The organism is Pseudomonas sp. LB3P58 (assembly GCF_054897895.1).
The window spans coordinates 3,914,731-3,939,878 of record NZ_JBUBVE010000001.1 but is presented as its reverse complement, the minus strand read 5'-3'; the positions used below and the strand labels follow the sequence as shown (position 1 = coordinate 3,939,878).

The 25,148-nt window shown below is 61.1% G+C and carries 22 protein-coding genes; 5 read left to right on the top strand and 17 right to left on the bottom strand.

Annotated elements, in window-relative coordinates; all coding sequences use genetic code 11:
* Position 1 precedes the first annotated feature (1 nt).
* From ACYZTZ_RS18315 to ACYZTZ_RS18275, 9 genes are all read right to left on the bottom strand, one after another.
* Entirely contained in the window at positions 2-1,315 is a 1,314-nt protein-coding gene (locus ACYZTZ_RS18315) for a leucine-rich repeat-containing protein kinase family protein (RefSeq protein WP_461999252.1), read from the bottom strand.
* Between the two features lie 195 nt (positions 1,316-1,510).
* On the bottom strand, positions 1,511-2,641 hold the full coding sequence (gene zapE / locus ACYZTZ_RS18310; RefSeq protein WP_461999251.1) for a cell division protein ZapE: 1,131 nt from the start codon (positions 2,639-2,641) through the stop codon (positions 1,511-1,513).
* Positions 2,642-2,790: 149 nt separating this feature from the next.
* Positions 2,791-3,837 carry an ABC transporter substrate-binding protein gene (locus ACYZTZ_RS18305; RefSeq protein WP_461999250.1) on the bottom strand — a complete coding sequence of 349 codons (1,047 nt, stop codon included), beginning with the start codon at positions 3,835-3,837 and terminating at the stop codon, positions 2,791-2,793.
* A gap of 18 nt (positions 3,838-3,855) precedes the next feature.
* A complete protein-coding gene (locus ACYZTZ_RS18300; RefSeq protein WP_461999249.1) occupies positions 3,856-4,971 on the bottom strand; it encodes an NAD(P)/FAD-dependent oxidoreductase in 1,116 nt (371 codons plus the stop codon).
* Positions 4,968-6,323, bottom strand: a complete 1,356-nt coding sequence (locus ACYZTZ_RS18295; protein ID WP_461999248.1) for an FAD/NAD(P)-dependent oxidoreductase — start codon at positions 6,321-6,323, stop codon at positions 4,968-4,970. Before ACYZTZ_RS18295 ends, ACYZTZ_RS18300 begins: the two co-directional genes overlap by 4 nt.
* Before the next feature lie 964 nt (positions 6,324-7,287).
* Positions 7,288-7,578 (bottom strand): (2Fe-2S)-binding protein, encoded by a 291-nt coding sequence (locus tag ACYZTZ_RS18290; RefSeq protein ID WP_008148449.1) that lies wholly within the window; start codon positions 7,576-7,578, stop codon positions 7,288-7,290.
* Positions 7,579-7,585: 7 nt separating this feature from the next.
* Positions 7,586-8,380, bottom strand: a complete 795-nt coding sequence (locus ACYZTZ_RS18285; protein ID WP_033057243.1) for an ABC transporter permease — start codon at positions 8,378-8,380, stop codon at positions 7,586-7,588.
* Positions 8,381-8,386: 6 nt separating this feature from the next.
* Positions 8,387-9,256 carry an ABC transporter permease gene (locus ACYZTZ_RS18280; protein WP_461999247.1) on the bottom strand — a complete coding sequence of 290 codons (870 nt, stop codon included), beginning with the start codon at positions 9,254-9,256 and terminating at the stop codon, positions 8,387-8,389.
* Complete coding sequence (locus ACYZTZ_RS18275) at positions 9,253-10,278, bottom strand: ABC transporter ATP-binding protein (RefSeq protein ID WP_461999246.1); 1,026 nt, start codon at positions 10,276-10,278, stop codon at positions 9,253-9,255. Before ACYZTZ_RS18275 ends, ACYZTZ_RS18280 begins: the two co-directional genes overlap by 4 nt.
* 244 nt (positions 10,279-10,522) lie before the next feature.
* Between ACYZTZ_RS18275 and ACYZTZ_RS18270 the strand changes: the two genes are divergently transcribed.
* Positions 10,523-11,359 (top strand): IclR family transcriptional regulator, encoded by an 837-nt coding sequence (locus ACYZTZ_RS18270; RefSeq protein ID WP_461999245.1) that lies wholly within the window; start codon positions 10,523-10,525, stop codon positions 11,357-11,359.
* A 136-nt stretch (positions 11,360-11,495) separates the two neighbouring features.
* On the opposite strand, the gene ACYZTZ_RS18265 is transcribed toward ACYZTZ_RS18270, so the two are convergent.
* Together ACYZTZ_RS18265 and ACYZTZ_RS18260 are read right to left on the bottom strand one after the other, a co-directional pair.
* The gene (locus ACYZTZ_RS18265) at positions 11,496-12,248 is read right to left on the bottom strand and encodes an anti-sigma factor family protein (protein ID WP_461999244.1); all 753 of its coding nucleotides are present in this window, start codon (positions 12,246-12,248) and stop codon (positions 11,496-11,498) included.
* Positions 12,245-12,751, bottom strand: a complete 507-nt coding sequence (locus ACYZTZ_RS18260) for an RNA polymerase sigma factor (RefSeq protein ID WP_046047553.1) — start codon at positions 12,749-12,751, stop codon at positions 12,245-12,247. Before ACYZTZ_RS18260 ends, ACYZTZ_RS18265 begins: the two co-directional genes overlap by 4 nt.
* Before the next feature lie 160 nt (positions 12,752-12,911).
* Here ACYZTZ_RS18260 and ACYZTZ_RS18255 point away from each other — a divergent pair, with 160 nt between their 5' ends.
* Positions 12,912-14,000, top strand: coding sequence for a catalase family peroxidase (locus ACYZTZ_RS18255; protein ID WP_461999243.1), 1,089 nt, complete (start codon positions 12,912-12,914; stop codon positions 13,998-14,000).
* A complete protein-coding gene (locus tag ACYZTZ_RS18250) occupies positions 13,997-14,542 on the top strand; it encodes a cytochrome b (RefSeq protein ID WP_056740290.1) in 546 nt (181 codons plus the stop codon). The genes ACYZTZ_RS18255 and ACYZTZ_RS18250 overlap by 4 nt, the downstream gene beginning before the upstream one ends.
* A 96-nt stretch (positions 14,543-14,638) precedes the next feature.
* Here ACYZTZ_RS18250 and ACYZTZ_RS18245 read toward each other — a convergent pair whose 3' ends face one another.
* Both ACYZTZ_RS18245 and ACYZTZ_RS18240 read right to left on the bottom strand, forming a co-directional pair.
* Positions 14,639-15,790, bottom strand: a complete 1,152-nt coding sequence (locus ACYZTZ_RS18245; protein WP_095128908.1) for a M14 family metallopeptidase — start codon at positions 15,788-15,790, stop codon at positions 14,639-14,641.
* A 484-nt stretch (positions 15,791-16,274) separates the two neighbouring features.
* The gene (locus ACYZTZ_RS18240) at positions 16,275-16,616 is read right to left on the bottom strand and encodes a DUF6124 family protein (RefSeq protein WP_046047549.1); all 342 of its coding nucleotides are present in this window, start codon (positions 16,614-16,616) and stop codon (positions 16,275-16,277) included.
* Between the two features lie 129 nt (positions 16,617-16,745).
* Between ACYZTZ_RS18240 and ACYZTZ_RS18235 the strand changes: the two genes are divergently transcribed.
* Positions 16,746-17,396: a LexA family protein gene (locus tag ACYZTZ_RS18235; RefSeq protein WP_461999242.1), complete on the top strand. Its 651-nt coding sequence runs from the start codon at positions 16,746-16,748 to the stop codon at positions 17,394-17,396.
* 39 nt (positions 17,397-17,435) lie between these two features.
* Here the strand turns inward: ACYZTZ_RS18235 and ACYZTZ_RS18230 are convergent, their stop codons facing one another.
* Genes ACYZTZ_RS18230 through ACYZTZ_RS18215 form a run of 4 tightly spaced genes read right to left on the bottom strand, consistent with a single transcriptional unit; the run spans position 17,436 to position 23,003 of the window.
* On the bottom strand, positions 17,436-19,391 hold the full coding sequence (locus ACYZTZ_RS18230; protein WP_461999241.1) for an acetyl/propionyl/methylcrotonyl-CoA carboxylase subunit alpha: 1,956 nt from the start codon (positions 19,389-19,391) through the stop codon (positions 17,436-17,438).
* Positions 19,391-20,206, bottom strand: a complete 816-nt coding sequence (locus ACYZTZ_RS18225; protein WP_056740299.1) for a gamma-carboxygeranoyl-CoA hydratase — start codon at positions 20,204-20,206, stop codon at positions 19,391-19,393. Before ACYZTZ_RS18225 ends, ACYZTZ_RS18230 begins: the two co-directional genes overlap by 1 nt.
* 13 nt (positions 20,207-20,219) lie before the next feature.
* On the bottom strand, positions 20,220-21,827 hold the full coding sequence (locus tag ACYZTZ_RS18220; protein WP_461999240.1) for a carboxyl transferase domain-containing protein: 1,608 nt from the start codon (positions 21,825-21,827) through the stop codon (positions 20,220-20,222).
* Positions 21,828-21,839: 12 nt separating this feature from the next.
* On the bottom strand, positions 21,840-23,003 hold the full coding sequence (locus tag ACYZTZ_RS18215) for an isovaleryl-CoA dehydrogenase (RefSeq protein WP_046047545.1): 1,164 nt from the start codon (positions 23,001-23,003) through the stop codon (positions 21,840-21,842).
* A gap of 204 nt (positions 23,004-23,207) precedes the next feature.
* Between ACYZTZ_RS18215 and ACYZTZ_RS18210 the strand changes: the two genes are divergently transcribed.
* Entirely contained in the window at positions 23,208-24,905 is a 1,698-nt protein-coding gene (locus tag ACYZTZ_RS18210) for an AMP-binding protein (protein ID WP_461999239.1), read from the top strand.
* Positions 24,906-25,148 lie beyond the last annotated feature (243 nt).

The window sequence follows — 25,148 nt, the reverse complement described above, 5'->3', positions numbered from 1 at the left end:
GTCACCGATTCTCCAAGGCTCGCACAATCTCGCCGAACCCCGGCCGCGCCAGCACCTGCGGCTGACAGCAGCGCTGCTGTAATGCCTCCAGCAGCACCCGACCCTCATCGCTCAACCCCGAGTCGATCCGCTCCAACAATTCCCCCAGCAAAATACCAAACGCCCGCACTTCTATCCGTTGCAGCGCACGGCTTTCAAGGCTGTCCGAGATGGCATGGAACGACGCCGCGCCGAAATCCCCCAGCAGGCAATCACCGTGCTCGTTCCACAGAATATTGTGGCCGTAGAGGTCGCCGTGGGTGATGCCATGTTGGTGCAAATGCTCGGCTGCCGAGGCGATGCCACAGGCGATGCGCAATGCCACACCCGCGCTGAACCGGGTGTCATTGGCGTAAACGTCGCGGGTACATGACGCCAGGCTCGGCAGCCCGGCCAGATTGCGATAGCTCGGATCGATCAGCTGCATCACCAGCCCGGCCTGGGCTTCCGGATGCCCGACGACGCGCCCTTCAACCCGGATCAGGTTGGGGTGACTACCGGCGGTGATGCAGGCGTTCATTTCGTGCAACGGCGAGCCATCGCTGGTCATTTCGCCTTTGTAGAGTTTGACCGCGACCTGTGTGGCCGGTTGGTCCTGTCGATCCCAATTAGCCCGATGAATCACCCCCGACGCGCCTTCGCCCAGTTGCTGCTCCAGACGCAGTTCGGACCAGGGAATACGGGGCGTGGCTTCGAGGGCGGCCGCATCGGCTTCGGTCTCCAGCGGGTTGCCGGCGTACGCCAGCCAGGCCAGGCTCGGCAGGGACAGCAGCCACTCGGGTAACTCGCTCAACTGGTTGGCGGCGATGCGGATCAGTTCGAGTCGATGGCAATGACGCAAGCTCCCGGGCAAACGTTGCAAGTGGTTGCCGGCGAGCATGAGTTTTTGCAGGTGCGGGCGTTCACCCAGCTCGGCCGGCAACTCAGTGATGCAGTTATCGGTCAGGATCAGCCAGCGCAGCAACGGTGGCAGCGCGGTGCCGGGCACGCGTTCGATGCGGTTGGCCTTGAAACTGACCATCGTCAGTGCGGCGCAATGGCCAAGGCAGTCGGGCAGTTCGGTGAACAGATTGTCCGCGCAGAACAGCACGCGCAAACGGGTCAGGCGGTGCAAGTCGTCCGGCAGACTGCTCAAGGCATTGCCGCTGAGGTTGAGGACTTCCAGCGAGTCCGCCAGGTCGAAGATTTCTCGCGGAAACTCCGTCAGGCCGCCGGAGAGGTCCAGGCGGGTAGCGCCCGACAGTTGGCCGGCACGCAGTTGGGCAAGGGTATCCATGAACAGATTCACTTTGATCGGGAGGAGGGCGCGGAGGCCTGGAAACGAGCGACATGATACCGGGAAACGTGTGGTGTCTGTCAGGCCGCCTTCGCGAGCAAGCCCGCTCCCACACTAGTGTTGTGTTGTACACCGATCCAATGTGGGAGCGGGCTTGCTCGCGAAGAGGCCAGCAGCCGCACCGAAGAACATTGATCAGACCGCTCCCTTCATTTCCACCAACTGCCCCAACCGGCTGCGCGTGCGCGCCAGATCGATGGCATCGCCGCCCAGGCTTTCGCGCAAAGACTGCTGCCCGAGCAGAATCAGGTGCTTGTCCTGGTCGTACAGGACGTCGACCAGGTCGATGAAGCGCTGTTGGGCGGCGATGGAACAATCGGCGAGGTTGGGCAGTTCATCGATGAACCAGTGATCGAAACGTCGGCACAGCTCCAGGTAATCCATCACCGCAGTCGGTTGGTCGCACAAATCGCCGAAGGTGAAACCGATGGTTCGCCCTTCGCAGTGTCGGGCCTGAAGGTTGCGTGTCCCGACGGGCAGTGAAATGGCCGGCGCGTCGCGTTCGGGCAGGTTCAACGACTGACGCTGCGCCAGCGTGGCCGGCCAGACGTACCGTCCCTGGGTAAACAGCTGCTGGGCGTGGGTTCGGGCCTGACTGCGGTAGTCATGGGGACCGCCGACCTCCATGACCTGCATGCGTGCGTTGATCAGGTCGATCACCGGTTTGAAGCGCGCGTGGTACAGCGGATTGGGCAGCAGTCCTTCCGGTGGGTAGTTGGAAGTGACCAGCAGCAGGATGCCTCGGCGGAACAATGCCTTGAACAGCCGGGTGATGAGCATCGCGTCGCCGATGTCATGGACGTGAAACTCGTCGAAACACAGCACCCGGCAATCGCGCAGCTGTTCGTCGAGGGTGGTTTCCAGCGCATCGGGCTGATCGCGATGACTGAACATTCCTTGATGAAGGTGCGCAAAAAACTCATGAAAATGCAGGCGCTGTTTTTCCGCGATGGGGATGGCCTGGAAAAAACCGTCAAGCAGCCAGCTCTTGCCGCGCCCCACGGCGCCGTGCAGGTATAGGCCGGGGAGCGTTTTTGCCGAGGTGCCCGACAGTGCTGCGGCGTGTTGCGCCATGCAGTCGATGACGCGCAGTTGGCTATGGCTGAGGGTGTAACCCTGGGTGTGGGCCTTGCGGTGGAAGTAGTCGTGGATGACGCGACCGGTCGCGGTATTACCGGCGGATGCAGCCGATGACTTGCCGAACAAGCGGCGTAGCGTGGGCCAGCGTGGTGTGAGTCGCGAACGGTTGGGCGGTCGAACGGCCACTGTGAGGTTACCCCGTAATCGTCAGGCCGCTCCCCGAGCTGCCGCGCCGTAGTGTAACCAAATGGGGAATTTCCATTCCAGTTGCGTCGACCTGTAACAGCTGCCTCGCAGGCTCGGCAGCTGCTACATAGATAGTGCTATGCCGGAAGTTACCGCTCGATACTGCGATTCCACCGCGCATTCCAAGCCGGGCGCTGTTCGTTGACCTGATCCCAATCGATCGCAATGGCCGTGGTCAGGTACTGTTTCATCGCCTCGACCTGGCCGCGTGTCTTGTCAGTGGTCGGTGTATTGGGGTTGGACGGGATCTGGTCGCCGTCTTCAAGCGCGGCGGCCTGCGCTTCCGGCGTCAGCAAGAAGGCGGCGAGTTTCTGCGCCAGTTCCGGCTGAGTGTTGTTGGCGATGGCACATTCGGCCACGTTGAGCACCACGGCGCCTTCCTTCGGTTGCGCATACTCCACCGGCATGCCCTTGAGTTTCAGGGCGGTGACCTGGGTCGGCGTCAGTGGGAACAGCGCGGCTTCGTCGGTCTGAAGCATTTCGGAAATCTTCGCAGAACTCGGGATGTACTCCAGCACGTTGCGCCCGACGGTGTTCGGCCACGCCTTGAAGCCCGGCTCGACGGCGGTTTCGCTGCCGCCCTGAATCCGGTTGAACATCAGGAACCCGTGCAGGCCAAAGGTCGAGGAGGCCATCGACTGGAACACCAGTTTGTCCTTGAAGCGCGGGTCGGCCATGTCCATCCACGAGGTCGGTGCGGTCCAGCCTTTCTCCTTGAACAGACGCGTGTTGTACGCCAGCCCGGTCACGCCGAGGCTGACTGCCACGGCTTGATCCTTGATGCGGCCCTTGGCCGGAATCTGCGCCAGCGGTGCGCTGTCTTCGAGTTTGTCGCACAGCCCCATGGCGATGGCGCGGTACATGATGCCGTCGTCGAGGAACATCACGTGCATCTGCGGGTTGCCTTTGCTGGCCTGGACCTTGGCCAGAATATCGGCGGAGGTGCCGGGCACAATCACCACTTTGACGTTATTGGCCTTCTCGAAAACCGGCAGCACCTTATCGGCGTAGAGCCGCTCCATGGTCCCGCCGTTCATGCCCAGGTAAAGCGTCGGTTCGGCCTGGGCCTGGGCGGTGGCGAGCAGGGCGCTCATGCAGGAGATACCGAGCAGTGCAGTGCGTTTGACGTTATTCATTGGCGCGACCTTCCTCTATCAAGCAACGGAGATGGAGTGAAACCGGGTGATGGAAAACGCATCCAGTGGCGTCTTTGAGGCGCCGCTGCAGATGATTTCGGTGAGCGCCTGGCCCACCGCGGGACCGATCTGAAAGCCTGCACCGGCAAAGCCGAACGCGTGCAGCAGACCGGGTTGAGTGCCACTGTGGCCGATCACCGGTTGGCGATCGGGCAGGTAACCTTCGGTGCCGCTCCAGGTACGAATCGCTTGGGCGCCTTCAAGAAACGGATAGAGCTCGACCGCTTGACGCAGGATCTCGATCACCGCGTGCTGACCGGGCCGGGCGCGGGCGCCGTCGAGGGCAAAACCCTGACCGCCACCCAACACGCAATTGCCGCGCGCGACCTGACGCGCATAGATACCGCCGCCCTCGACCCCGGTGCTGGCATTCATCACCAGCGGCAAGGGCTCGGTGACCAGCATCGCCGGGTGCCCGGCGTGCATCGGCACGCCCTCACCGAATTGTTTTGCCAGAGTGTCGGCCCAGGCGCCGGCGCAATTCAGCAGCCAGGGCGCCTGCAGCTCCAGACCGGTTTGCGTGCTGATGCGAAAGCGCTGACCGTCGTGTTCCACCGCCGTCACCGGGCATTGTTCATGGACTCGCGCACCATGTCGCCGCGCCGCCCGGGCAAACGCCGGGGAGACCAGTCGCGGGTTGGCATGACCGTCATCGGGGCAAAACGAGGCACCGACCGCCACCTCGCCGACCCACGGAAAACGGGCACGCAATTCACTGCGCTCGAGTACCTGCAAATCGAGGCCAAAGCCACGACTGCTGGCGGCATAGTCTTGCAAGGCGTGCAGGTCGCTGAGGCTGCGGGCCAGTTTCAGGTGGCCGCTGCGCTGATACTCACCGTCGATGCCAATCAGCTGCGGCAGTTGCCCCCATATGTCGTGGGCCCGTTGCGACAGCGGCAGTTGCGACAGCGGTCGCCCCTGACGCCGCACGCCGCCGTAGTTCACGCCGCTGGAGTGCGAACCACAGAAGTCCCGCTCCAGCAGCGCCACGCGACGCCCGGCCTTGCTCAGAAAAAGCGCGGCGGAGGCGCCGACAATTCCGCCGCCAATGATGACGGCATCGACTTCGATCATGACTCGACCTCCAGACCAAACGGCAGGGGTTTGATGGGGGCCTGAGCCCGAAGCCTGCCGATGTCGGACACGCAGCGCTGGCTTTCGCAGGCAATGATTTCCGCAGCGGCGGCGCCACACATCCGGCCCTGACAGCGCCCCATGCCGACCCGGCAATGCGCCTTGACCCGGTTGATCTCCCAATGGCCCTCGCGTACGACCTGACGGATGTCGCCGGCCCGCACTTCTTCGCAGCGGCAGATCATCACGTCATTCGGGGCATCGGCGGCCCATTGCTTGGGAAAGATGAAGGCCCGCTCCAGACCTTGGCGGAAGGTATCGATCCGCCCCAGCGCCTGTTCCAATTGCGCCCCACGTTGCGGCGGGATCAGGTAACCGATGTCTTCGAGCAACGCCAGGGCCGCGCGTTCGCCGGCCATTTCCGCCGCGTCGGCGCCCATGATGCCGGCGCCGTCACCGGCCAGGTAAACCTCGGCGACACTGCTACGACCGGCGCTGTCACGTTGCGGCAGCCAGGCGCGGTTGAGCGGGTTCCAGGCGAATTCACAGCCGAGCAGGTCGGCCAGTTGGGTTTCACTGCGCAGGCCGTGGGCGAAGGCGACGGCGTCGCAATCGAGTGGCTGTTCACCCTTTGAGTTGGACCAGTTCAGCGATTGCACACGTTGTTCGCCATTGATGCGTTTCAGGCTGGCACCCTGGTGTACCGGGATGCCATGGGCGGTCAGCCAGCTGCGGTAATAGATGCCTTTGGCCAGGGTGGCCGGTTGCGAGAGCAGGCCGGGCAGGGCGCGGGCCTGAGCGCTGAAAGGCGAACTGTCGAGCACAGCGACCACCTTTGCGCCGGCCTTGGCGTATTGATACGCCACCAGGTACAGCAACGGACCACTGCCGGCGAACACCACGCGTTCACCGATGGCGCAGCCTTGAAATTTGAGGGCGATCTGCGCTGCGCCGAGGCTGTAGACCCCCGGAAGGGTCCAGCCCGGTACCGGCAGAATCCGGTCGGTGGCGCCCGTGGCGACGATCACCCGGGAGAACGCCAGCCGCGCGGCGCGGCCTTCATGCAAGGTGTCGAGCGCACCGTCCTCGGCGTTCCACACCAGGGTTTCAGGACGGTAGTCGAGTTGCTCGCGCAGCACGTCGATCGTCTGATGCAACGCGTTGGCCTTGCCGGCTTCGAAGCCATACAGCTTGACCGGCGAACGCTTGAAGTTGGCCGGTTGGCGACGATAAATCTGCCCGCCACCGCGTGCTGCTTCGTCCAGCAGCACCGGGCGAACGCCGTGGGCGACCAGGGTTTGTGCAGCACGTATACCGGCCGGACCGGCACCGATGATGACTACAGGCTTCATACCCACCTCATGTGTAAACGCCGCTGAACCCCTGTGGGAGCGAGCTTGCTCGCGATGACGGCGGCACAGTCGACAGATGTGGTGGCAGGCAGTCCGCTATCGCGAGCAAGCTCGCTCCCACAGTTGATCGGGGTTGCGCCCGGGTTTCGTGAACGCCGCTGAATCCCTGTGGGAGTGAGCTTGCTCGCGATGATGGCGGCACAGTCAACAGATGTGGTGGCCGACAAACCGCTATCGCGAGCAAGCTCGCTCCCACAGTTGATCGGGGTTGCGCCCGGGTTTCGTGAACGCCGCTGAACCCCTGTGGGAGTGAGCTTGCTCGCGATGATGGCGGCACAGTCAACAGATGTGGTGGCCGACAAACCGCTATCGCGAGCAGGCTCGCTCCCACAGTTGATCGGGGTTGCGCCCGGGTTTCGTGAACGCCGCTGAACCCCTGTGGGAGTGAGCTTGCTCGCGATGATGGCGGCACAGTCAACAGATGTGGTGGCCGACAAACCGCTATCGCGAGCAAGCTCGCTCCCACAGTTGATCGGGGTTGCGCCCGGGTTTCGTGAACGCCGCTGAACCCCAGTGGGAGCGAGCCTGCTCGCGATGACGGCGGCACAGTCGACAGATGTGGTGACAGACAGTCCGCTATCGCGAGCAGGCTCGCTCCCACAGTTGATCGGGGTTGCGCCCGGGTGTTGTGAACGCCGCTGAACCCCAGTGGGAGCGAGCTTGCTCGCGATGACGGCGGCACAGTCGACATTGATGCTGGCCGACAGTCCGCTATCGCGAGCAGGCTCGCTCCCACAGTTGATCGGGGTTGCGCCCGGGTTTCGTGAACGCCGCTGAACCCCTGTGGGAGCGAGCCTGCTCGCGATGACGGCGGCATAGTCGACATTGATGCTGGCCGACAGACCGCTATCGCGAGCAGGCTCGCTCCCACAGGGGATTCGGTTTCTGCTGGTAGAAAGGGTATTCATAAGGAACGCCCTGGTTCGCGGCTGATCTGCTGCCCGGCTTCGAGCAACGTCGAGCAAGCCCGCACGCGTCGACCATCGCCCAGTCGAACCCAGCAGTCCTGACACGCACCCATCATGCAAAACCCGGCGCGGGGTTCGGCGCTGAAGTCGCTGCCGCGCAAGTGTTCGCTGCAGGTCAGCACCGCCGTCAGCAAGGTGTCGCCGAGCAGGCCGGTGGCAGGTGTGCCGTCGAGGGTAAAGTCCAGGGCCGGGCGGTCGCCTTCGGCCAGTCGTTTCAGCAGAGCCATGGCGCCCTCATTGTTTGCCCACCAGAACCCGATCGAGGCCGTAGACCCGGTCGAGCAAAATCATCGTCAGCGCGGTCAGCCCAATCACCAGTGCCGACACCGCCGCCATCATCGGATCGATGGATTCGGTGGCGTACACGTACATCCGCACCGGCAAGGTTTGCGTGGCTGGCGAGGTGACGAAAATCGACAGCGTCACCTCGTCAAAACTGTTGATGAACGCCAGCAGCCAACCACCGGCCACTCCCGGCAGAATCATCGGCAAGGTGATTTCCCTGAACAGCGTGAAGCGCCCGGCACCGAGCGATTGCGCGGCGTGTTCGGCGCTGCGATCCAGGCCGATGGCCGACGCCAGCACCAGTCGCAGTACGTACGGTGTGATCACCAGCACGTGGGCGAAGATCAGCCAGGCGAAGCTGCCGTTGACGCCCATCAGCGCAAACAAGCGCAGCAATGCGACACCCAACACCAAGTGCGGAATGATGATCGGCGACAGGAACAAACCATTGAAAAAGTCGCGGCCGGGGAACTCGAAGCGCGTGATCGCCAGCGCCGCCGGCACCGCAATCAACGTCGCCAGACTGGCGGCGCAGAACGCCAGGATCAGGCTGTTGTAGAACGCATCGACAAAGTCGGCACGCTCGAACACCGCGCGGAACCAACGCAGGGAAAACTCCGTGGTCGGCAGGCTCAGGGTGTTTTCCGGGGTGAAGGCCACGAGGCAGACCACCACCAGCGGCGCCAGCATGAACAGCACCACCAGGGTATGGAACAGCAGGGCGAAAGGACCGTTCTTGGACATGACGAGTTATCCCAATGACTTCTTGTAGCGGCCTTCGATCATCCGGTTCCACGACAGCATGATCAGCAGGTTGAGCAACAGCAGGGCCACGGCGATGGCCGCGCCCATCGGCCAGTTGAGCTCCGACAGGTACTGGTCGTAGATCAGCGTGGCGACCATTTTTATCCGGCGCCCGCCGAGCAGGCCGGGAATCGCGAAGGAGCTGGCTGCGAGACCGAACACGATCAAGGTGCCCGAGAGCACGCCGGGCATGATTTGCGGCAACACCACTTGGCGCATCACCGTGAAGTGGCTGGCACCGAGGGACATCGCGGCTTGCTCGGCGGCCGGGTCGAGTTTTTGCAGCGAGGTCCAGACCGGAATGATCATGAACGGCAGCATCACGTGGACCAGCGCAATCACCACCGCGAACGGCGTGTACAGCAGTTTCATCGGCGAGCCACCGAAGGCTTGCAGGGTCTGGTTAACCAGGCCGTCGGCACCCAGCAGCAGGCTCCAGCCGAAGGCGCGCACCACCACCGAAATCAGCAACGGGGTGAGGATCAGAATCAGGAAAATCGAGCACCAAGGCGTGCCCATGCGGCTGAGGATGTAGGCCTCGGGCACGCCGATCACCACGCAGAGCAGGGTTGTCAGGGCACTGATCCACATCGTGCGCAGAAAGATTTCGTAGAAATACGGATCGCCGAGCAGGCTGCTGTAGTGACCGAGGGTGTAGGCGTCGCTGTTGATCCCCGAGCTGTAGTCGAAGACGTTGAACGACAGCACCAAGGTCAGCAGCAAAGGGATAACCAGCAGGCTGAGGTACAAGGCCAGGGCCGGTGCCGACAGCCAGTAACCCTGGCGTCCCTGGCGAATGGCGACAAGCGTACTCATGCCGGCACCTCGTCGACACTCAGCACCCGCAGCAACGTTGCGTCCCAATCGAGGCCGACCGCCGTGCCTTCGGTCAGCGGTGCCGAACCGTCGTTGCGGCGCACCACACTGAGTTCGCCCAAGGTTGTCGAGACGCCGTACAGCCATTGGCTGCCGAGAAAGAAGCGACTGACGATGTTGCCTTGCAGACGGCCCTGACCTTTGTCCCGCAGATCGATTTTTTCCGGGCGCAGGCTCAGGGTCAGTTCACCGTCGCCACGGTTGCTCACCTGAACGACACCGGCGCTGTCACGCTCGCCCGGCAGCAGATTGGCCTTGCCGACGAAACCGGAAATGAACTCGGTGCGCGGGTGTTCGTAGAGGGTGTAGGGCGCGTCGATTTGGGTGATGCGCCCGGCCTGCATCACCACCACCCGGTCGCTGATGGACAGCGCTTCGGACTGGTCATGGGTGACCATCAGCGTGGTGATCCCGACTTCGCGCTGGATGCGGCGGATCTCGAATTGCATCTCTTCGCGCAGGTTGGCGTCGAGGTTGGACAGCGGCTCGTCGAGTAACAGCACCGGCGGCTCGATCACCAGGGCACGAGCGAGGGCAACACGTTGACGCTGGCCACCGGAAAGCTCTCGGGGGTAACGCTCGGCATGCTGATTGAGGCGCACCAGTTTCAGCACCCGGTCCACTCGCTGCTGCAACTCGGCACCGGGCACTTTGCGCATGCGCAGGCCGAAGGCGACGTTGTCTTTCACGGTCATGTGCGGGAACAGCGCGTAACTCTGGAACACCACGCCCAGACCGCGGCTGGCGGGTTTGGCGTGGGTGATGTCGCGACCGTCCAGCACAATGCGTCCGCTGCTGACTTCGACGAAGCCGGCGATCATTTGCAGGGTGGTGGTTTTGCCGCATCCGGAGGGGCCGAGCAGCGAGACGAACTCGCCTTTCTCGACCGAGAGGTTGGTAGCAACGACGGCGTCGATCTCGCCGTAACGTTTGCCGAGTCCTTCAAGTTGCACAAAAGCCATGACTGCGCTCCACCTGAGATTGTTATGCGTCGCCCGAAGGCGCGCTTTTTTGTATGGGCAGATACGAAAAGGTCTTGCTGGGTGCGTTGGCGCTCGACTTCAGTCGGCTGCCGCTGTTGTTCGAATCGCCCCTGTCTGGACGCAGAGTAGGACGAAGAATAGGATGGGCTCAATGGCCTATTTCACTGAAGCGATGACTATTTTCAGTTTCATTCGGTGAGTAAATTAATACTCGAGAAAACCCATGACAGATGCCATTGAGCGGAATGAAAGCAAAAGTGATGTCGGTGTTGGCGCAGTCTCCAGACTGTTTGCCGTGCTGCGCAGTCTGGGTGACACCGTCGAGGGCGGAGAGCGGGTGACGCAACTGGCCCAGCGCATCGGGTTATCGCAACCGACCACGCACCGATTGCTGCGCAGCCTGATGGATGAGGGCATGGTCGAGCAGGATGCGCGCAGCAAGCGCTATCGCTTGAGTCTGGAGTTTTTTGCGCTGGCGGCCCGCGCCGGGAATACCGGAAACCTGCGCGAACTGGTGCGTCCGGCGCTGCTGCGGCTGTCGGCGTCGTTGGGGGATTCGTTGTTCTTGCTGGCGCGCAGTGGTTTTGATGCGATCTGCCTGGACCGCAGTGAAGGTCCGTTTCCGATCCGCACCTTTACCGGTGACATTGGTGGGCGGGTGGCGCTGGGTGTGGGGCAGGGTAGCCTGGCGATTCTTGCGTTTTTGCCGGAAGAAGAGCGCGACACGGTGATTCACTACAACTTGCCGAGGCTCAAGGATTTCCACCTGTACGACGAGGTGTTCCTACGCTCGGAAGTCGAGAACGTGCGCAAGCTGGGTTATGCCGGGCGCAACACCGGCGTGTTGCAGGGCATGGCCGGGGTGGCGGTGCCGATTCTGGATCGTGAAGGGCGGGCCGTGGCGGCACTGAGTGTGGCCACCGTGAGTGATCGGCTGGGGCCGGATCGCTTGCCGACGGTGGTGGAAATGCTCAAGCGCGAAGCGGCGCTGATCGGGCCGCGGATCAATCCGTTCGACCCGTTGCTGCGCCGGCCTTCGCAAGTGTTTGGGCAGGGTTGAACACAATCTTCAAACCGTCACAGATCCAATGTGGGAGCGGGCTTGCTCGCGAATGCGGTTGATCAGTCAATATTAATGTCGACTGTCACACCGCATTCGCGAGCAAGCCCGCTCCCACAGGGGATTGGAGGTGCGGTCAGAACTGCGCGGTTTGCTTGAGCATCTGCGCCGCCGGCGTATCGCTCGGGCTGACCATCGCGTAGTTGTACCCGCCCCCTGACCAGTACTCGGCCTGCAACTCGCCATCGCTGCGACTGCCCCTCGGTAACAGGTAGTTTTTCGGTCCTGGTGGGCGGACGTAGAAGCTGACTTTATGGCCGCTTTGATCCTCGTAAACCACCATCGCCGCCGGCCCTTGCTCGGTGCTCAGCAAGCGTCCGCTGACCGGTTTGAAACCGGCGCCCGAGAGGTCAGGCAAGCGATTGGCCTGAGTGAAATAGCGGTCGAGCCAACCCTGCATGTCACCGTCATCGCTGACTTTGTAATCGGCCGGCAAGATGCCTTGCTGGGCAATCAGGCGATAGGCCTGCAGGGCATCGGTCATCGGCAGTTGGGCACTGACGAGCGTCATCTCCCGGGCTTGCCAACCGCTGAACCCGCCGACGCTGACCGCGATCAGCAACACGGCAGCGCTGGCCAGGTGACGGCGAGATTGTCGTTTGAGGCGTTGGCGAATCAGCGCCGGGTCGAGGTCCGGATTGGCCGGTTGCTGCAGGGCACCGCTCAATGCCGCGCGCAATTGCTGGGCGTCCTGCTGCCAGGCACGCACTTGTGCAGCCACTTCCGAGTTGCTGGCCAGAAAAGTGTCCACCAGACGTCGGTCGGTATCGCTGAGTTGCTGGTCGACATAGGCGTGCAGGTCACGCTCGCTTGGGGGCAGGCTGATCATTTGAGTCTCCGCAGAGAAGGGCGGGTGATTTCGCCGTCGCTCAACTGGCGCAAGGCTTGGCGGGCACGGGACAGGCGGGACATCACGGTGCCGGTGGGGACGTCGAGAATCTCGGCGACCTCTTTGTAACTCAAGCCTTCGACCGAGACCCAGAGCAGCAGGGCACGTTGTTCAGTGCTGAGTTGATCGAAGGCTTTCAGGGTCGATTGGGCGATCACGGTGCGTTCCACCGACGGCTGTGAATCGTCACGACCGGTAAAGAATTCGAGCATCCGCGCATAACGCCGGGAGCGCCGGTGAGCATCGAGAAACTGTCGATACAGAATCGAAAACAGCCAGGCGCGCAAGTCGCCCTCGGGGCGTTTGTCGCCCCAACTCGACAGCGCGCGCTCAAGGCAAGACTGCACCAGGTCGTCGGCGCTGCTGGGATTGCGCGTCAACGACACGGCAAACCGGCGCAATCTGGGAATGATTTCTCGCAGTTGTTCGTCGATATCGTTCATGAAGTTCTGGCTAGTCACTACGCTTGAGTGTCTAGGAAGACGCCCGGCAGTCGAGGTTATTCCACGCCTGAAAAAATAAATACCGGGCGAGGGAATAAACCAGCGCGGGGTGCGTCTGCTTGATCCTTCTCACTTGTGGCCGATGGCCCTGGAGTCTTTCATGGTAGATCGCTCATCACCGCCAACCCGGCCACCCTTGAGTGCCGCGAGCCTGACATTACGTCTGGCCGGTATTGCTGTGGTGGTTGCCGTCCTGGCCGGGGCTTTTGCCTACGTCAACGGCACCTTCGACCCACAGCGCCTGACGCCGAAAAAGCTGATCAATGTGCTGGAGACCAACAACGGCGTGCACCCGGGCTTCCGGCGTAACCACTCCAAAGGCGTGTGCGTGATCGGACATTTCGAGAGCAGTGGTGAGGCGCGCAGCTATTCCAGCGCTCAGGTGTTCAATGTTGCGCGGACCCCGGTGGTCGGGCGTTTCGCATTGCCGGCCGGTAATCCTTATGCGCCGGACAATAGCGTGCCGATCCGCAGCCTGGCCTTGCGATTCAACCAGGCCAACGGCCAGCAGTGGCGCACCGGGATGAACAGCATGCCGGTGTTCCCGGTGGGTACGCCCGAAGCGTTCTATCAATTGCAACAAGCCCAGTCACCGGATCCGGCCACCGGCAAACCGAACCCGGCTGCCGTGCCAGCGTTCTTCGGCTCGCATCCGGAAGCTGCACCGTTCCTGGCCTGGATCAAAACCGCCAAGCCGTCGGCCAGTTACGTGACGGAAACCTATAACAGCGTCAATGCGTTTTACCTGGTGAACGCGGCCGGGCAACGGCAAGCGGTGCGTTGGAGCATGGTGCCCGTCGCTCAGGATGCCGCGGGTGCTACGGCGCCTGAGGGGGGTGAATTCCTGGAGAAAGACCTGGTACAGCGCATTTCCGCAGGGCCGCTGCGTTGGCAGTTGAACATCACGCTGGCCAACCCTGGAGATCCGGTCAACGACGCCAGCAAGGCCTGGCCAGAGGGTCGCAAAGTGTTGAACGCCGGCACGTTGGTGCTCGAAAGCACCCAGCCACAACTCAATGGCGAATGCCGGGACATCAACTACGACCCGCTGGTACTGCCCGCCGGCATAGAAGGTTCCGACGACCCTTTGCTCGCCGCTCGTTCAGCGGGGTACGCCACTTCCTACCTGCGTCGTACCAGCGAAGTCAGCCAGTTGCCCGCTGCTAATAAACAGGAGTCTCGTCAATGAGCGCTCAACCGAACCACTTCGCGCCTTTAGCGCGATTGCTGCACTGGCTGATGGCGCTGATGATCATTGCCATGCTGTTTATCGGCGCGGGCATGGCCGCTTCGGTGTCCGAGCGTCATGAGTGGCTGATTCATCTGCACAAACCCTTGGGCGTCGCGATTCTGCTGCTGGTGATCGTGCGCCTGGCCGTGCGCTTTTCCACGCAACAGCCACCGCTGCCGGCGGATCTGCCGGGTTGGCAAGCGCTGGCGGCCAAGGCTTCGCATGTGTTGCTGTACGCCTTGATGCTGATTCTGCCGCTGCTGGGCTGGGCGATGATTTCGGCGGCGGGGGATCCGGTGATGCTCAGCAGCTCGCTGCAGTTGCCGTCGATCGTACCGGCGAATGCGCAGGTGTTTGCGTTCCTGCGCAAGGCTCACGGGTATCTGGCGTATTTGTTGTTCTTGACGGTGCTGCTGCATTTGGCGGCGGCGTTGTTTCACGGCTGGGTGCGCCGCGATGACGTGCTGGACAGCATGTTGCGGGGCAAGGATCGCGGCTAAAAGATCGCAGCCTGCGGCAGCTCCTACAAAGATTCGTGCGGTTCACACGGTCGGCGTAGGAGCTGGCGAAGCCTGCGATCTTTTGATTCTGCGTATTCAGCGCAAGGTGTTGACCATATCCGCAACGGTGGTCAGCACATCCTTGCCCAACTGCTTCGAACGCTTGCCGGACCAGCCGGTCAGCGCATTCGGCGCATCGTTGTTGTCCTTGAAGGGCATTTCCAGGGTCAGCGACAGGCAGTCGAATTTCTCGCCGACGCTGTTGCACGCCAGGGTCATGTTGGCTTTGCCCGGCTCGTCGCGGGTGTAGCCGTGCTTGGTCTGGAAGTCCTTGGTCAGGTGCTTCAGATGACTGCGGAAATGCTCTTCGAGTTTTTCGATCCGTGGCGTGTACCCCGGATTGCCTTCGCAACCGGCGGTGAACACGTAGGGGATTTCTTCATCGCCATGGATGTCGAGGAACAGGTCGACGCCGTACTTTTCCATCTGCTGCTGAACGAACAGCACTTCCGGGCTGATTTCCTGGCTGGCGCTCTGCCAGGCGCGATTCAGGTCCTGGCCCATGGCGTTGGTGCGCAGGTGACCGTGAAAAGCGCCGTCCGGGTTCATGTTCGGCACCAAGTACAAATCGGCGCTTGTCAGCAGTTTGTTCAATACCGGATCGTCGTGTTTTTCGAGACGTTCGATCACACCTTCCATGAACCACTCGGCCATGTGTTCGCCGGGGTGTTGCTGGGCAATGATCCAGACCTTGCGCTGACCTTCGGCGCCAGTGCCTTTACGCAGCAGCTGGATGTCTCGACCTTCGACGCTCTTGCCGGTGGCCAGCAGTTCGGTGCCGGCCTTGGTCAGCGCTTGCTCGATCAACCAGTCATGGCGACCGCGGCTGTAGGGTTCGAAGTAAGCAAACCAGGCGTGGGTGGCGGTGGCTTCGAGGCTGAAGCGCAGGCAGTCACCTTCGAAAATGGTCGGCACCCGGAACCAGTTGACGTGGTCGTAGGACGCCACCGCCTGATAACCATCCCAGGCTTTGTTGTAGGAGGACTTGCTGGCATTGTTCAGACGAAACCAGTGTTCCTGACCGACATGCAGACCGCTGGCCTTGAAGTGGAACCATTGAAAGTGCTGGCTGCGGGTGTCTGGCTTGATGGCCAGCAGGGCTTGCAACGGATTGCTGATGTCCAGCACTTCGATGTTGCCACTGTCGAAGTCGGCACTGATGTCGAAAGAGGATTTAGCCACGGCCATAGTCGATTCCTGAATATGATTTTTATGGCTGCTACTTTACACGCTGGGAAGGGAAAAACCGGGGGAAATTCTGGGCTGAAGCGGGGGGCGTCCTCCTTGACGCCGACGCAGCTTAGAGACTGTGCGATTGATTCTCAAGCGCTATTTTTTATTAGTTTGGGCCAATGATGCCGGGCTTCTCTTGCCAACGGATATTCTTTTGATATCATCCGCGCCATTCGAATTTGCAGCACCTAAAGACTTCATTAGCCTGAAGGTAAAGCCAGAATAACTGGCAAAAAAAAGACCCGGCAAAAAGCCGGGTCAAAAACCGTGATTAGCCTGATGAGGAGATAGTCCAGGAGACCGACCTAAGGTCACTTGGACAATCGACTGATCTCGCGACCAGCTGCATGCAATAATAATCATTCTCGTTTGCAAGTCAAATGCTTTTATCTGCGCGATTGGAAAAATCTTTCCTGTCCTCCTCGCAAGCACCCGTGTCTCACCCGTTCTGATCGCCCTCCAGGGATCGATCTACCATCGCCCTGGCCATGTCGATCATGTGCACCGCCGAAAACGCCAGGTCCCGACTTGCGCCCTGCAAATTGCTGGCTGACTCGTACGCGATGGCGGCGGCACAACGTAGCAAATCCGTGGCATGGACCAGAGCCTCTTCGCAGCTGATGTTGCGGTTTACGTCAAAGAAACGTTCTTCGACCACTTCCTCTGAAACAGCTGGTTTCAAGTAATAGTCCAGCGCTCGTTGCGCGGCGGCAGAGCCTTTTGGCGAGGTGAGGGAAGTGTCGATTTGCATGTCAGGCAGGTCGTTGCAGGGGATGGACATGGCGATGGCAAGCTCCGTGATAGATTCAGATCCGTGAACCAATCCTAGTACGTACTGTATTTATGACGAGAGATTAAATACTACAATTTGTGTTTTGATGGCCGGAGGCGCCCACGTATCGTGCCGCACATGGATAAATGGATTGAATTGGTCAAGGCCAAGATGAGTGAACTCAAAGTCACTCAAGAAGAACTCGCAGATCGCCTCGGGATGTCCCAGGGCGGCGTCGGCCACTGGCTGAACAAACGCCGCGACCCCGGCGTCGTCAACATGAACCGTGTGTTGAAGGCGCTGGGCATGGACTTTCTCGAAGTGGTGCTGGTGATCCGCGAACCACTCATCCTGGAAGAGGAGGAGATGCCTCTGGCGCTGAAGTACAACCCGTACTTCCGCTACCCGGTCAGTGACTGGAAGGAGCCGGCGCAGCTGCGCGATGGTGAGCTGACGGTGTATCGCAAGGAGGAACGCTTCGAGCTGACCGACTACCACGCCCAGGGCCCGGCCTTCTGGCTGAGTGTGGTGGGCGATGCGATGACCGCGCCCACGGGTATCAGCATTGCCGAAGGCATGATGATCCTGGTGGACCCGGCCATCGTGCCGGAACCCGGAAAACTGGTGATCGCCCAGTGGCCGGACAGCGCCGAGGCGACCTTTCGCAAGCTGATCGAAGAGGGCGGGCAGCGTTACCTGGTCCCGCTCAATCCGACCTATCCGAAAGCCCTTTACACCGAAGAGTGCCGAATTATCGGCGTGGTGGTTCAGGCGACAGCCAGGTTCTAATCAGATCGGTCCTCGCAAGACGTAGGACCGATCTTCATTTCATGCTTCTTCAAACTCGACCAACGCACTGCCTTCACTGACCATCTCGCCTTCCTGGCAATACAGCGCCTTGATCACCCCAGCGTGTGGCGCACGAATGCTGTGCTCCATTTTCATCGCCTCCAGCACCACCAGTTGCGCCCCGGCTTCGACCGTTTGCCCGGCTTCCACCAGTACCCGCACGATGCTGCCATTCATGGGCGCGGTCAGCCCGCCATGATGGCTGTGGCTGGCTTCGACGGCACTGATCGGGTCGTAGGACTCGATGCGGCGCAATTCACCTTTCCATTGCAGATACAGAACGTCGCCACGGCGGATTGCCCGATGTTGGCGGCGCAGGCCGTTGTGCTCGATTAGCAGTTGCTCGCCCTTGAGTTGAGCGGTGTGGGCATCAGCGTCGCCCAACGTCAGCGCGCGATCCTGGCCTTCACAACTCAAGTGCAGGGTGATTTCTGTCGGCAGTCCGGCACGGAAACCATTGCTGTTGGCCCAAGGCGAAACCGGGTCATCGGCTCGTGGAGAACTCGGCTGGCTTTGGGCAAACGCCTGGGCGGCGGCTTGCCAGAATTCGTCACTGAGGTCCGAGGCGACTGGCAGCAGTTCTTCCTGATAACGCGGAATGAACCCGGTATCCAGTTCGGCCGCAGCAAACGCCGGATGGCCGACTATTCGGCGCAGGAAGTTGATGTTGGTCTTGAGCCCGCCAATGGCAAACTCATCGAGCATGCTCAGCAGCCGCAGTCGCGCCTGTTCACGATCCTCGCCCCAGGCAATCAGTTTGCCGAGCATCGGGTCGTAGAATGGAGAGATCTCGTCGCCTTCTTCGACGCCACTGTCCACCCGCCGTCCCGGACCTTGCGCGGATTCACGATACAGTTCCAGTCGACCGGTAGCCGGCAGGAAATCATTGCCCGGGTCTTCGGCATACAACCGCACTTCGATGGCATGGCCGATCAGCGGAACCTCGGCTTGAGTCATCGGCAGCGCTTCGCCGCGGGCCACACGAATCTGCCAGGCCACCAAATCGAGGCCGGTGATGGCTTCGGTGACCGGGTGTTCGACTTGCAGGCGCGTGTTCATCTCCATAAAGAAGAACTCACCGCGAGAATCCAGCAGAAACTCCACGGTGCCGGCGCCGACATAGCCGATGGCCTGTGCCGATCGCACGGCGGCCTCACCCATGGCGCGACGCAGTTCCGGGCTCAAGCCTGGAGCGGGTGCTTCTTCAACGACTTTTTGGTGCCGACGCTGAATCGAGCAGTCACGTTCGTTGAGGTACAGGCAGTTGCCGTGCTGATCGGCAAAGACCTGGATTTCCACGTGGCGCGGTTTGAGCAGGTACTTCTCCACCAGCATCCGCGAATCGCCGAACGAGGATTTCGCTTCACGCTGGGCCGAGGCCAGGGCTTCGGCCAATTGACTGACGTCCTCGACGACTTTCATGCCTTTGCCGCCACCGCCCGCGGTGGCCTTGAGCAGCACTGGATAACCGATGCGTTCGCAGGCGTCGCGGAAGGTGTCGAGGTCCTGGGCTTCACCGTGATAGCCAGGCACCAGCGGCACGCCGGCGGTTTCCATCAAGGCTTTGGCGGCAGATTTGCTGCCCATCGCGTCGATGGCCGAGGCGGGCGGGCCGAGGAAAATCAGGCCAGCTTGTTCAATCGCGCGGGCGAACCCGGCGTTCTCGGAAAGAAAGCCATAACCCGGATGAATCGCCTGAGCGCCGCTGGCCTTGGCGGCGGCGATCAGTTTGTCGATTTGCAGGTAACTGTCGGCGGCCTTGCTGCCGCCGAGGTCGACGCGGATATCCGCTTCGCGGCTGTGTCGGGCTTCACGGTCAGTGGCGCTGTGAACGGCCACGGTGGTCAGGCCCAGGGCTTTGGCGGTGCGCATCACCCGGCAAGCGATTTCGCCGCGGTTGGCCACCAGCAGGGTGGTGAGAACAGGTGCGCTCATCAACGCGGCTCCTTGGTGGTGGTTTCGGCTTGCCAGCTCGGCGGACGTTTTTGCAGAAAGGCCCGCAAGCCTTCCTGACCTTCGGGGCTGACGCGAATTCGGGCGATGGCATTTTCGGTGTAGCGGCGTAGTGCCGGGGTCAGCGCGCCGTGGCCGACTTCGCGCAGCAAGTCCTTGCTGGAGCGCATGGCGGCCGGGCTGTTGAGCAACAGGTTGTCGATCCACTGCTCGACTTTCTGTTCCAGCTCAGCGATCGGATAACTCTCCGATAACAAGCCGATTTCTCGCGCTCGTTGTCCGCCGAAACGCTCGGCAGTCAGCGCATAGCGACGTGCCGCGCGTTCGCCGATGGCTTGCACCACGAACGGACTGATCACCGCCGGGGCCAGGCCGATGCGCACTTCCGACAGGCAGAACTGCGCGTCATCGGCGCCGATGGCCATGTCGCAGCAACTAATCAGGCCCAGCGCGCCACCGAATGCAGCGCCTTGCACCACTGCCAGCGTCGGGACCTTCAGCTTGGCGAGGTTGTACATCAACTCCGCCAGTTCCCGGGCGTCGTCGAGGTTGGTGTGGTAATCGAGTTCGGCCGATTGCTGCATCCAGGCCAGGTCCGCGCCGGCACTGAAATGCTTGCCGCGTCCACGCACTAACAGGAAACGCAGACTGGCATCGCTCGACACTTTGTCCAGCGCGAGGATCAGTTCGCGGATCATTTCGGCGTTGAACGCGTTGTTCTTTTCTTCACGGCTGAGCCACAGGGTGGCAAAACCACGCGGGTCGGTCAGCAGTTCGAGGGTGTTGAAGTCGCTCATGATTTTCTCCCGATCACATCCGGAACACGCCGAAGCGGCTCTGTTCGACAGGCGCATTCAGCGACGCCGACAAGGCCAGGGCCAATACATCGCGGGTTTGCGCCGGGTCGATGACACCGTCGTCCCACAATCGGGCGCTGGAGTAGTAGGGGTGACCCTGTTCTTCATACTGGTCGAGGATCGGTTGCTTGATCTCGGCTTCCTGCTCGGCGCTGAAACTTTGGCCACTGCGCTCGGCCTGCTCGCGTTTCACCTGCACCAAAACCCCCGCAGCCTGCTCGGCGCCCATCACGCCGATGCGTGCGTTCGGCCACATCCACAGGAAACGTGGATCGTAAGCCCGGCCACACATGCCGTAGTTACCGGCACCGAAACTGCCGCCGATGATCACGGTGAACTTCGGCACCTTGGCGCACGCCACGGCGGTCACCAGTTTCGCGCCATGCTTGGCGATGCCGCCGGCCTCGTATTTCTGGCCGACCATGAAACCGGTGATGTTTTGCAGGAACAGCAGCGGAATGCCGCGCTGACAAGCCAGTTCGATGAAGTGCGCGCCTTTCTGCGCGGCTTCGGCGAACAGAATGCCGTTGTTGGCGAGGATCGCGATCGGGTAACCGTGCAAGTGGGCAAAGCCGCACACCAGGGTCGTCCCGAACAGTGCTTTGAATTCGTCGAACACCGAACCGTCCACCAACCGCGCAATCACTTCACGCACATCGAATGGTTGCTTGGCATCCGCCGAGACCACGCCGTAGAGCTCGTCGCTGTTGTAGAGCGGGGCGATGGGTGTGCGCTGTTGCAGTTCACCGAGTTTGCGCCAGTTGAGGTTGGCGATGCTGCGTCGCGCAATGGCCAGGGCGTGTTCATCGCTCTCGGCATAATGGTCGGCCACCCCGGAAATCTTGCAGTGCACATCGGCCCCGCCGAGGTCTTCGGCGCTGACCACTTCACCGGTCGCGGCTTTTACCAGTGGCGGGCCGGCGAGGAAAATGGTTGCCTGTTCGCGCACCATGATCGCCTCATCGGCCATGGCCGGCACGTACGCGCCACCGGCGGTGCAGGAGCCCATGACCACCGCAATTTGCGGGATGCCCATGGCGCTCATGTTGGCTTGGTTGAAGAAGATCCGTCCGAAGTGCTCACGGTCCGGGAACACTTCATCCTGACGTGGCAGGTTGGCGCCGCCAGAGTCCACCAGGTAAATGCACGGCAAGCGGTTCTGCTGGGCGATGGTTTGGGCGCGCAGGTGTTTTTTCACGGTCAGCGGGTAATACGAGCCACCTTTTACGGTGGCGTCGTTGGCGACGATCATGCATTCGACGCCTTCCACACGGCCGATCCCGGCAATCACGCCAGCGGCCGGAACGTCTTCGCCATACACCTCGTAGGCCGCCAATTGGCTGATCTCGAGAAACGGTGAACCCGGATCGAGCAGACGATTGATCCGTTCACGCGGCAGCAGTTTGCCCCGCGAGGTGTGGCGCTCTTGCGCCTTCGGGCCGCCACCTTGCTGCACTTTAGCGAGCAGGGTGTGCAGGGCGTCGACCTGTTTGAGCATCGCCGCGCTGTTGGCCGCGAACTCCGCCGAACGAGGGTTGAGCTGGGTATGCAGGATAGCCATGGACAGCTCCGTTTAGCGGGTTTCGTTGAACAGTTCGCGACCGATCAGCATGCGACGGATCTCACTGGTGCCGGCGCCGATTTCGTACAGCTTGGCGTCACGCAGCAGACGACCGGCCGGGAATTCGTTGATGTAGCCATTGCCACCGAGAATCTGGATCGCATCGAGGGCCATTCGGGTCGCGCATTCGGCGCTGTATAGGATGACTCCGGCGGCGTCCTTGCGAGCGGTTTCGCCACGCTCGCACGCCTGGGCCACCGCATAGAGGTAGGCACGGCTGGCATTGAGTTGGGTGTACATGTCGGCGACCTTGCCCTGGATCAGCTGGAATTCGCCGATGCTTTGGCCGAACTGCTTGCGGTCGTGGATGTACGGCACGATCAAGTCCATGCAGGCTTGCATGATCCCGGTCGGGCCGCCGGACAGGACAACGCGTTCGTAATCGAGGCCGCTCATCAGCACCTTCACGCCGCCGTTGAGCACGCCGAGGATGTTTTCTTCCGGCACTTCCACGTCATCGAAGAACAGCTCGCAGGTGTTGGAACCGCGCATGCCGAGCTTGTCGAATTTGTTGCTGCGGCTGAAGCCTTTGGAATCACGCTCTACGATGAACGCGGTGATGCCGTGGGGGCCTTTTTCCAGGTCGGTCTTGGCGTAGATCACGTAGGTGTTGGCGTCCGGGCCGTTGGTGATCCAGGTCTTGCTGCCGTTCAGGACGTAGTGATCGCCGCGTTTGTCGGCGCGCAGTTTCATCGACACCACGTCAGAACCGGCATTCGGTTCGCTCATGGCCAGGGCGCCGATGTGTTCGCCGCTGATCAGCTTCGGCAGGTATTTGGTTTTCTGTTCGTGATTGCCGTTGCGGTTGATCTGGTTGACGCAGAGGTTGGAGTGCGCGCCGTAGGACAGTGCGACCGAGGCCGAACCCCGGCTGATTTCTTCCATGATCACCACGTGGGCCAGGTAACCCAGGCCAGCGCCGCCGTACTCTTCCGGTACGGTCACGCCCAGCAGGCCCATGTCGCCGAATTTACGCCACAGGTCGGCGGGGAACAGGTTGTCGATGTCGATCTGAGCAGCGCGTGGTGCGATCTCTTTGGCGACGAAGGACTGAACCTGATCGCGCAGCATGTCGATGGTTTCACCGAGGGCAAAGTTCAGGGATGGGTAGCTCATGGGTCACCTTTTGGCTTTTTTGTAGGGTAGGGAGGGCCGTGATGTGGTTCTCACCTTTACGTTAACGTAAGCCTGTGACGAATGGCTGTCAATCACCCTTTACGTTAACGTCAACTTGAGCGAGAGTAGAGCCAGTTCTGAATGATCGGGGCTAGCCATATGCCTCGTTCCAACAACCCACTAATAAAGACAATAGGGGTCGTCATGGATCAACCCAGTGCAAGCCCGCAGCGCAGCTATACCCGCGGTTCCCAGGACAAAGCCTTGCTGGCGATGACCATCGGCCAGGCATTCGATAACACCGTCGCGCAGTACCCGACCGGGGAGGCGCTGGTCGTGCGCCATCAACAGTTGCGTTACACCTGGCAGCAACTGGCCGAAACCGTGGATCTGCATGCCAAAGCGCTGTTGGCGTTGGGTTTGCAGACCGGTGATCGTCTGGGTATCTGGGCACCGAACTGCGCCCAATGGTGTATCAGCCAGTTCGCCAGCGCGAAAATTGGCGTGATTCTGGTCAACATCAACCCCGCCTACCGCAGCTCCGAACTTGAATACGTGTTGAAGCAATCCGGTTGCCAATGGCTGGTCTGCGCTGGCGCCTTCAAGTCCTCCGACTATCACGGAATGCTGCAAAGCCTCGTTCCCGAGCTGGCTGAGCAATCCATCGGAAAGTTGCAGAGCGAACGACTGCCGGAGCTGCGCGGTGTCATCAGCCTTGATCCTCAGCCGCCATCGGGCTTCCTGCCGTGGTCGCAATTGACCGATCTCGCGGGGAGCGTGTCGGCAGAGCAGTTGAGCGAACGTCAGCACAGCCTGCATTTCGACCAGGCGGTAAATATCCAGTACACCTCCGGCACCACCGGTTTCCCGAAAGGTGCGACCCTCAGTCACTACAATATTCTGAACAACGGTTACATGGTCGGCGAAAGCCTCGGCCTGACCGCGAGTGATCGTCTGGTCATCCCTGTGCCGCTTTATCACTGCTTCGGCATGGTCATGGGCAACCTCGGCTGCATGACCCACGGCAGCACCATGATTTACCCCAACGATGCCTTCGATCCGCTGCTGACGTTGACCACTGTCGCTGAGGAAAAGGCCACCGCGCTCTATGGTGTGCCCACCATGTTCATCGCCATGCTCGATCAACCCAAGCGCGCTGAATTTGATCTGTCGAGCCTGCGCACCGGGATCATGGCCGGGGCGACTTGTCCGATCGAAGTGATGCGTCGGGTCATCAGTGAAATGCACATGAGCGAAGTGCAGATTGCCTACGGGATGACGGAAACAAGTCCGGTGTCGTTGCAGACCGGTCCGTCAGACGAACTGGAATTGCGCGTCACCACCGTCGGCCGAACTCAGCCGCAACTGGAAAGCAAAATCATCGACGAGGCGGGCAACCTCGTGCCGCGCGGCACTATCGGTGAGCTGTGCACCCGCGGCTACAGCGTGATGCTCGGTTACTGGAACAACCCGCAATGCACCGCGGAAGCCATCGACCAGGCCGGCTGGATGCACACCGGTGATCTGGCGAGCATGAACGATGAAGGCTACGTATGCATTGCCGGACGTAACAAGGACATGATCATCCGCGGCGGTGAGAATATTTACCCGCGGGAGCTGGAAGAGTTCTTCTTTACCCATCCGGCAGTCGCGGATGTGCAAGTGATCGGGATTCCGTGTTCGCGTTATGGCGAAGAGATTGTCGCGTGGATCAAATTCCATCCGGGCCACAGCGCTACCGAGCAGGAGCTGCAAGCGTGGTGCAAGGAGCGCATCGCGCACTTCAAGACACCGCGTTACTTTAAGTTCGTCGATGAGTTTCCGATGACCGTGACCGGGAAAATTCAGAAGTTTCGGATGCGTGAGATCAGTATCGAGGAGTTGAAGACCAATAACATCTGACGAAAATCCCATGTGGGAGCGAGCTCGCTCCCACATGGGGTGGCGCTGCAAATTACAAACGCCAGAAAGCACAAAGGGGAGCCGAAGCTCCCCTTTAATTTTGTCGTTGCGCGTGCTCTTTTTTTATTATTGAGGGGCGGTCTGTTGTTGTTTTTTGAAACCGTGACCCTTTACCGCTGTTTTTGTCGATCCCCATCCGGGATCAAGAGCAAACGTATTTTTTTGAGCGCTGATCTACTTTTT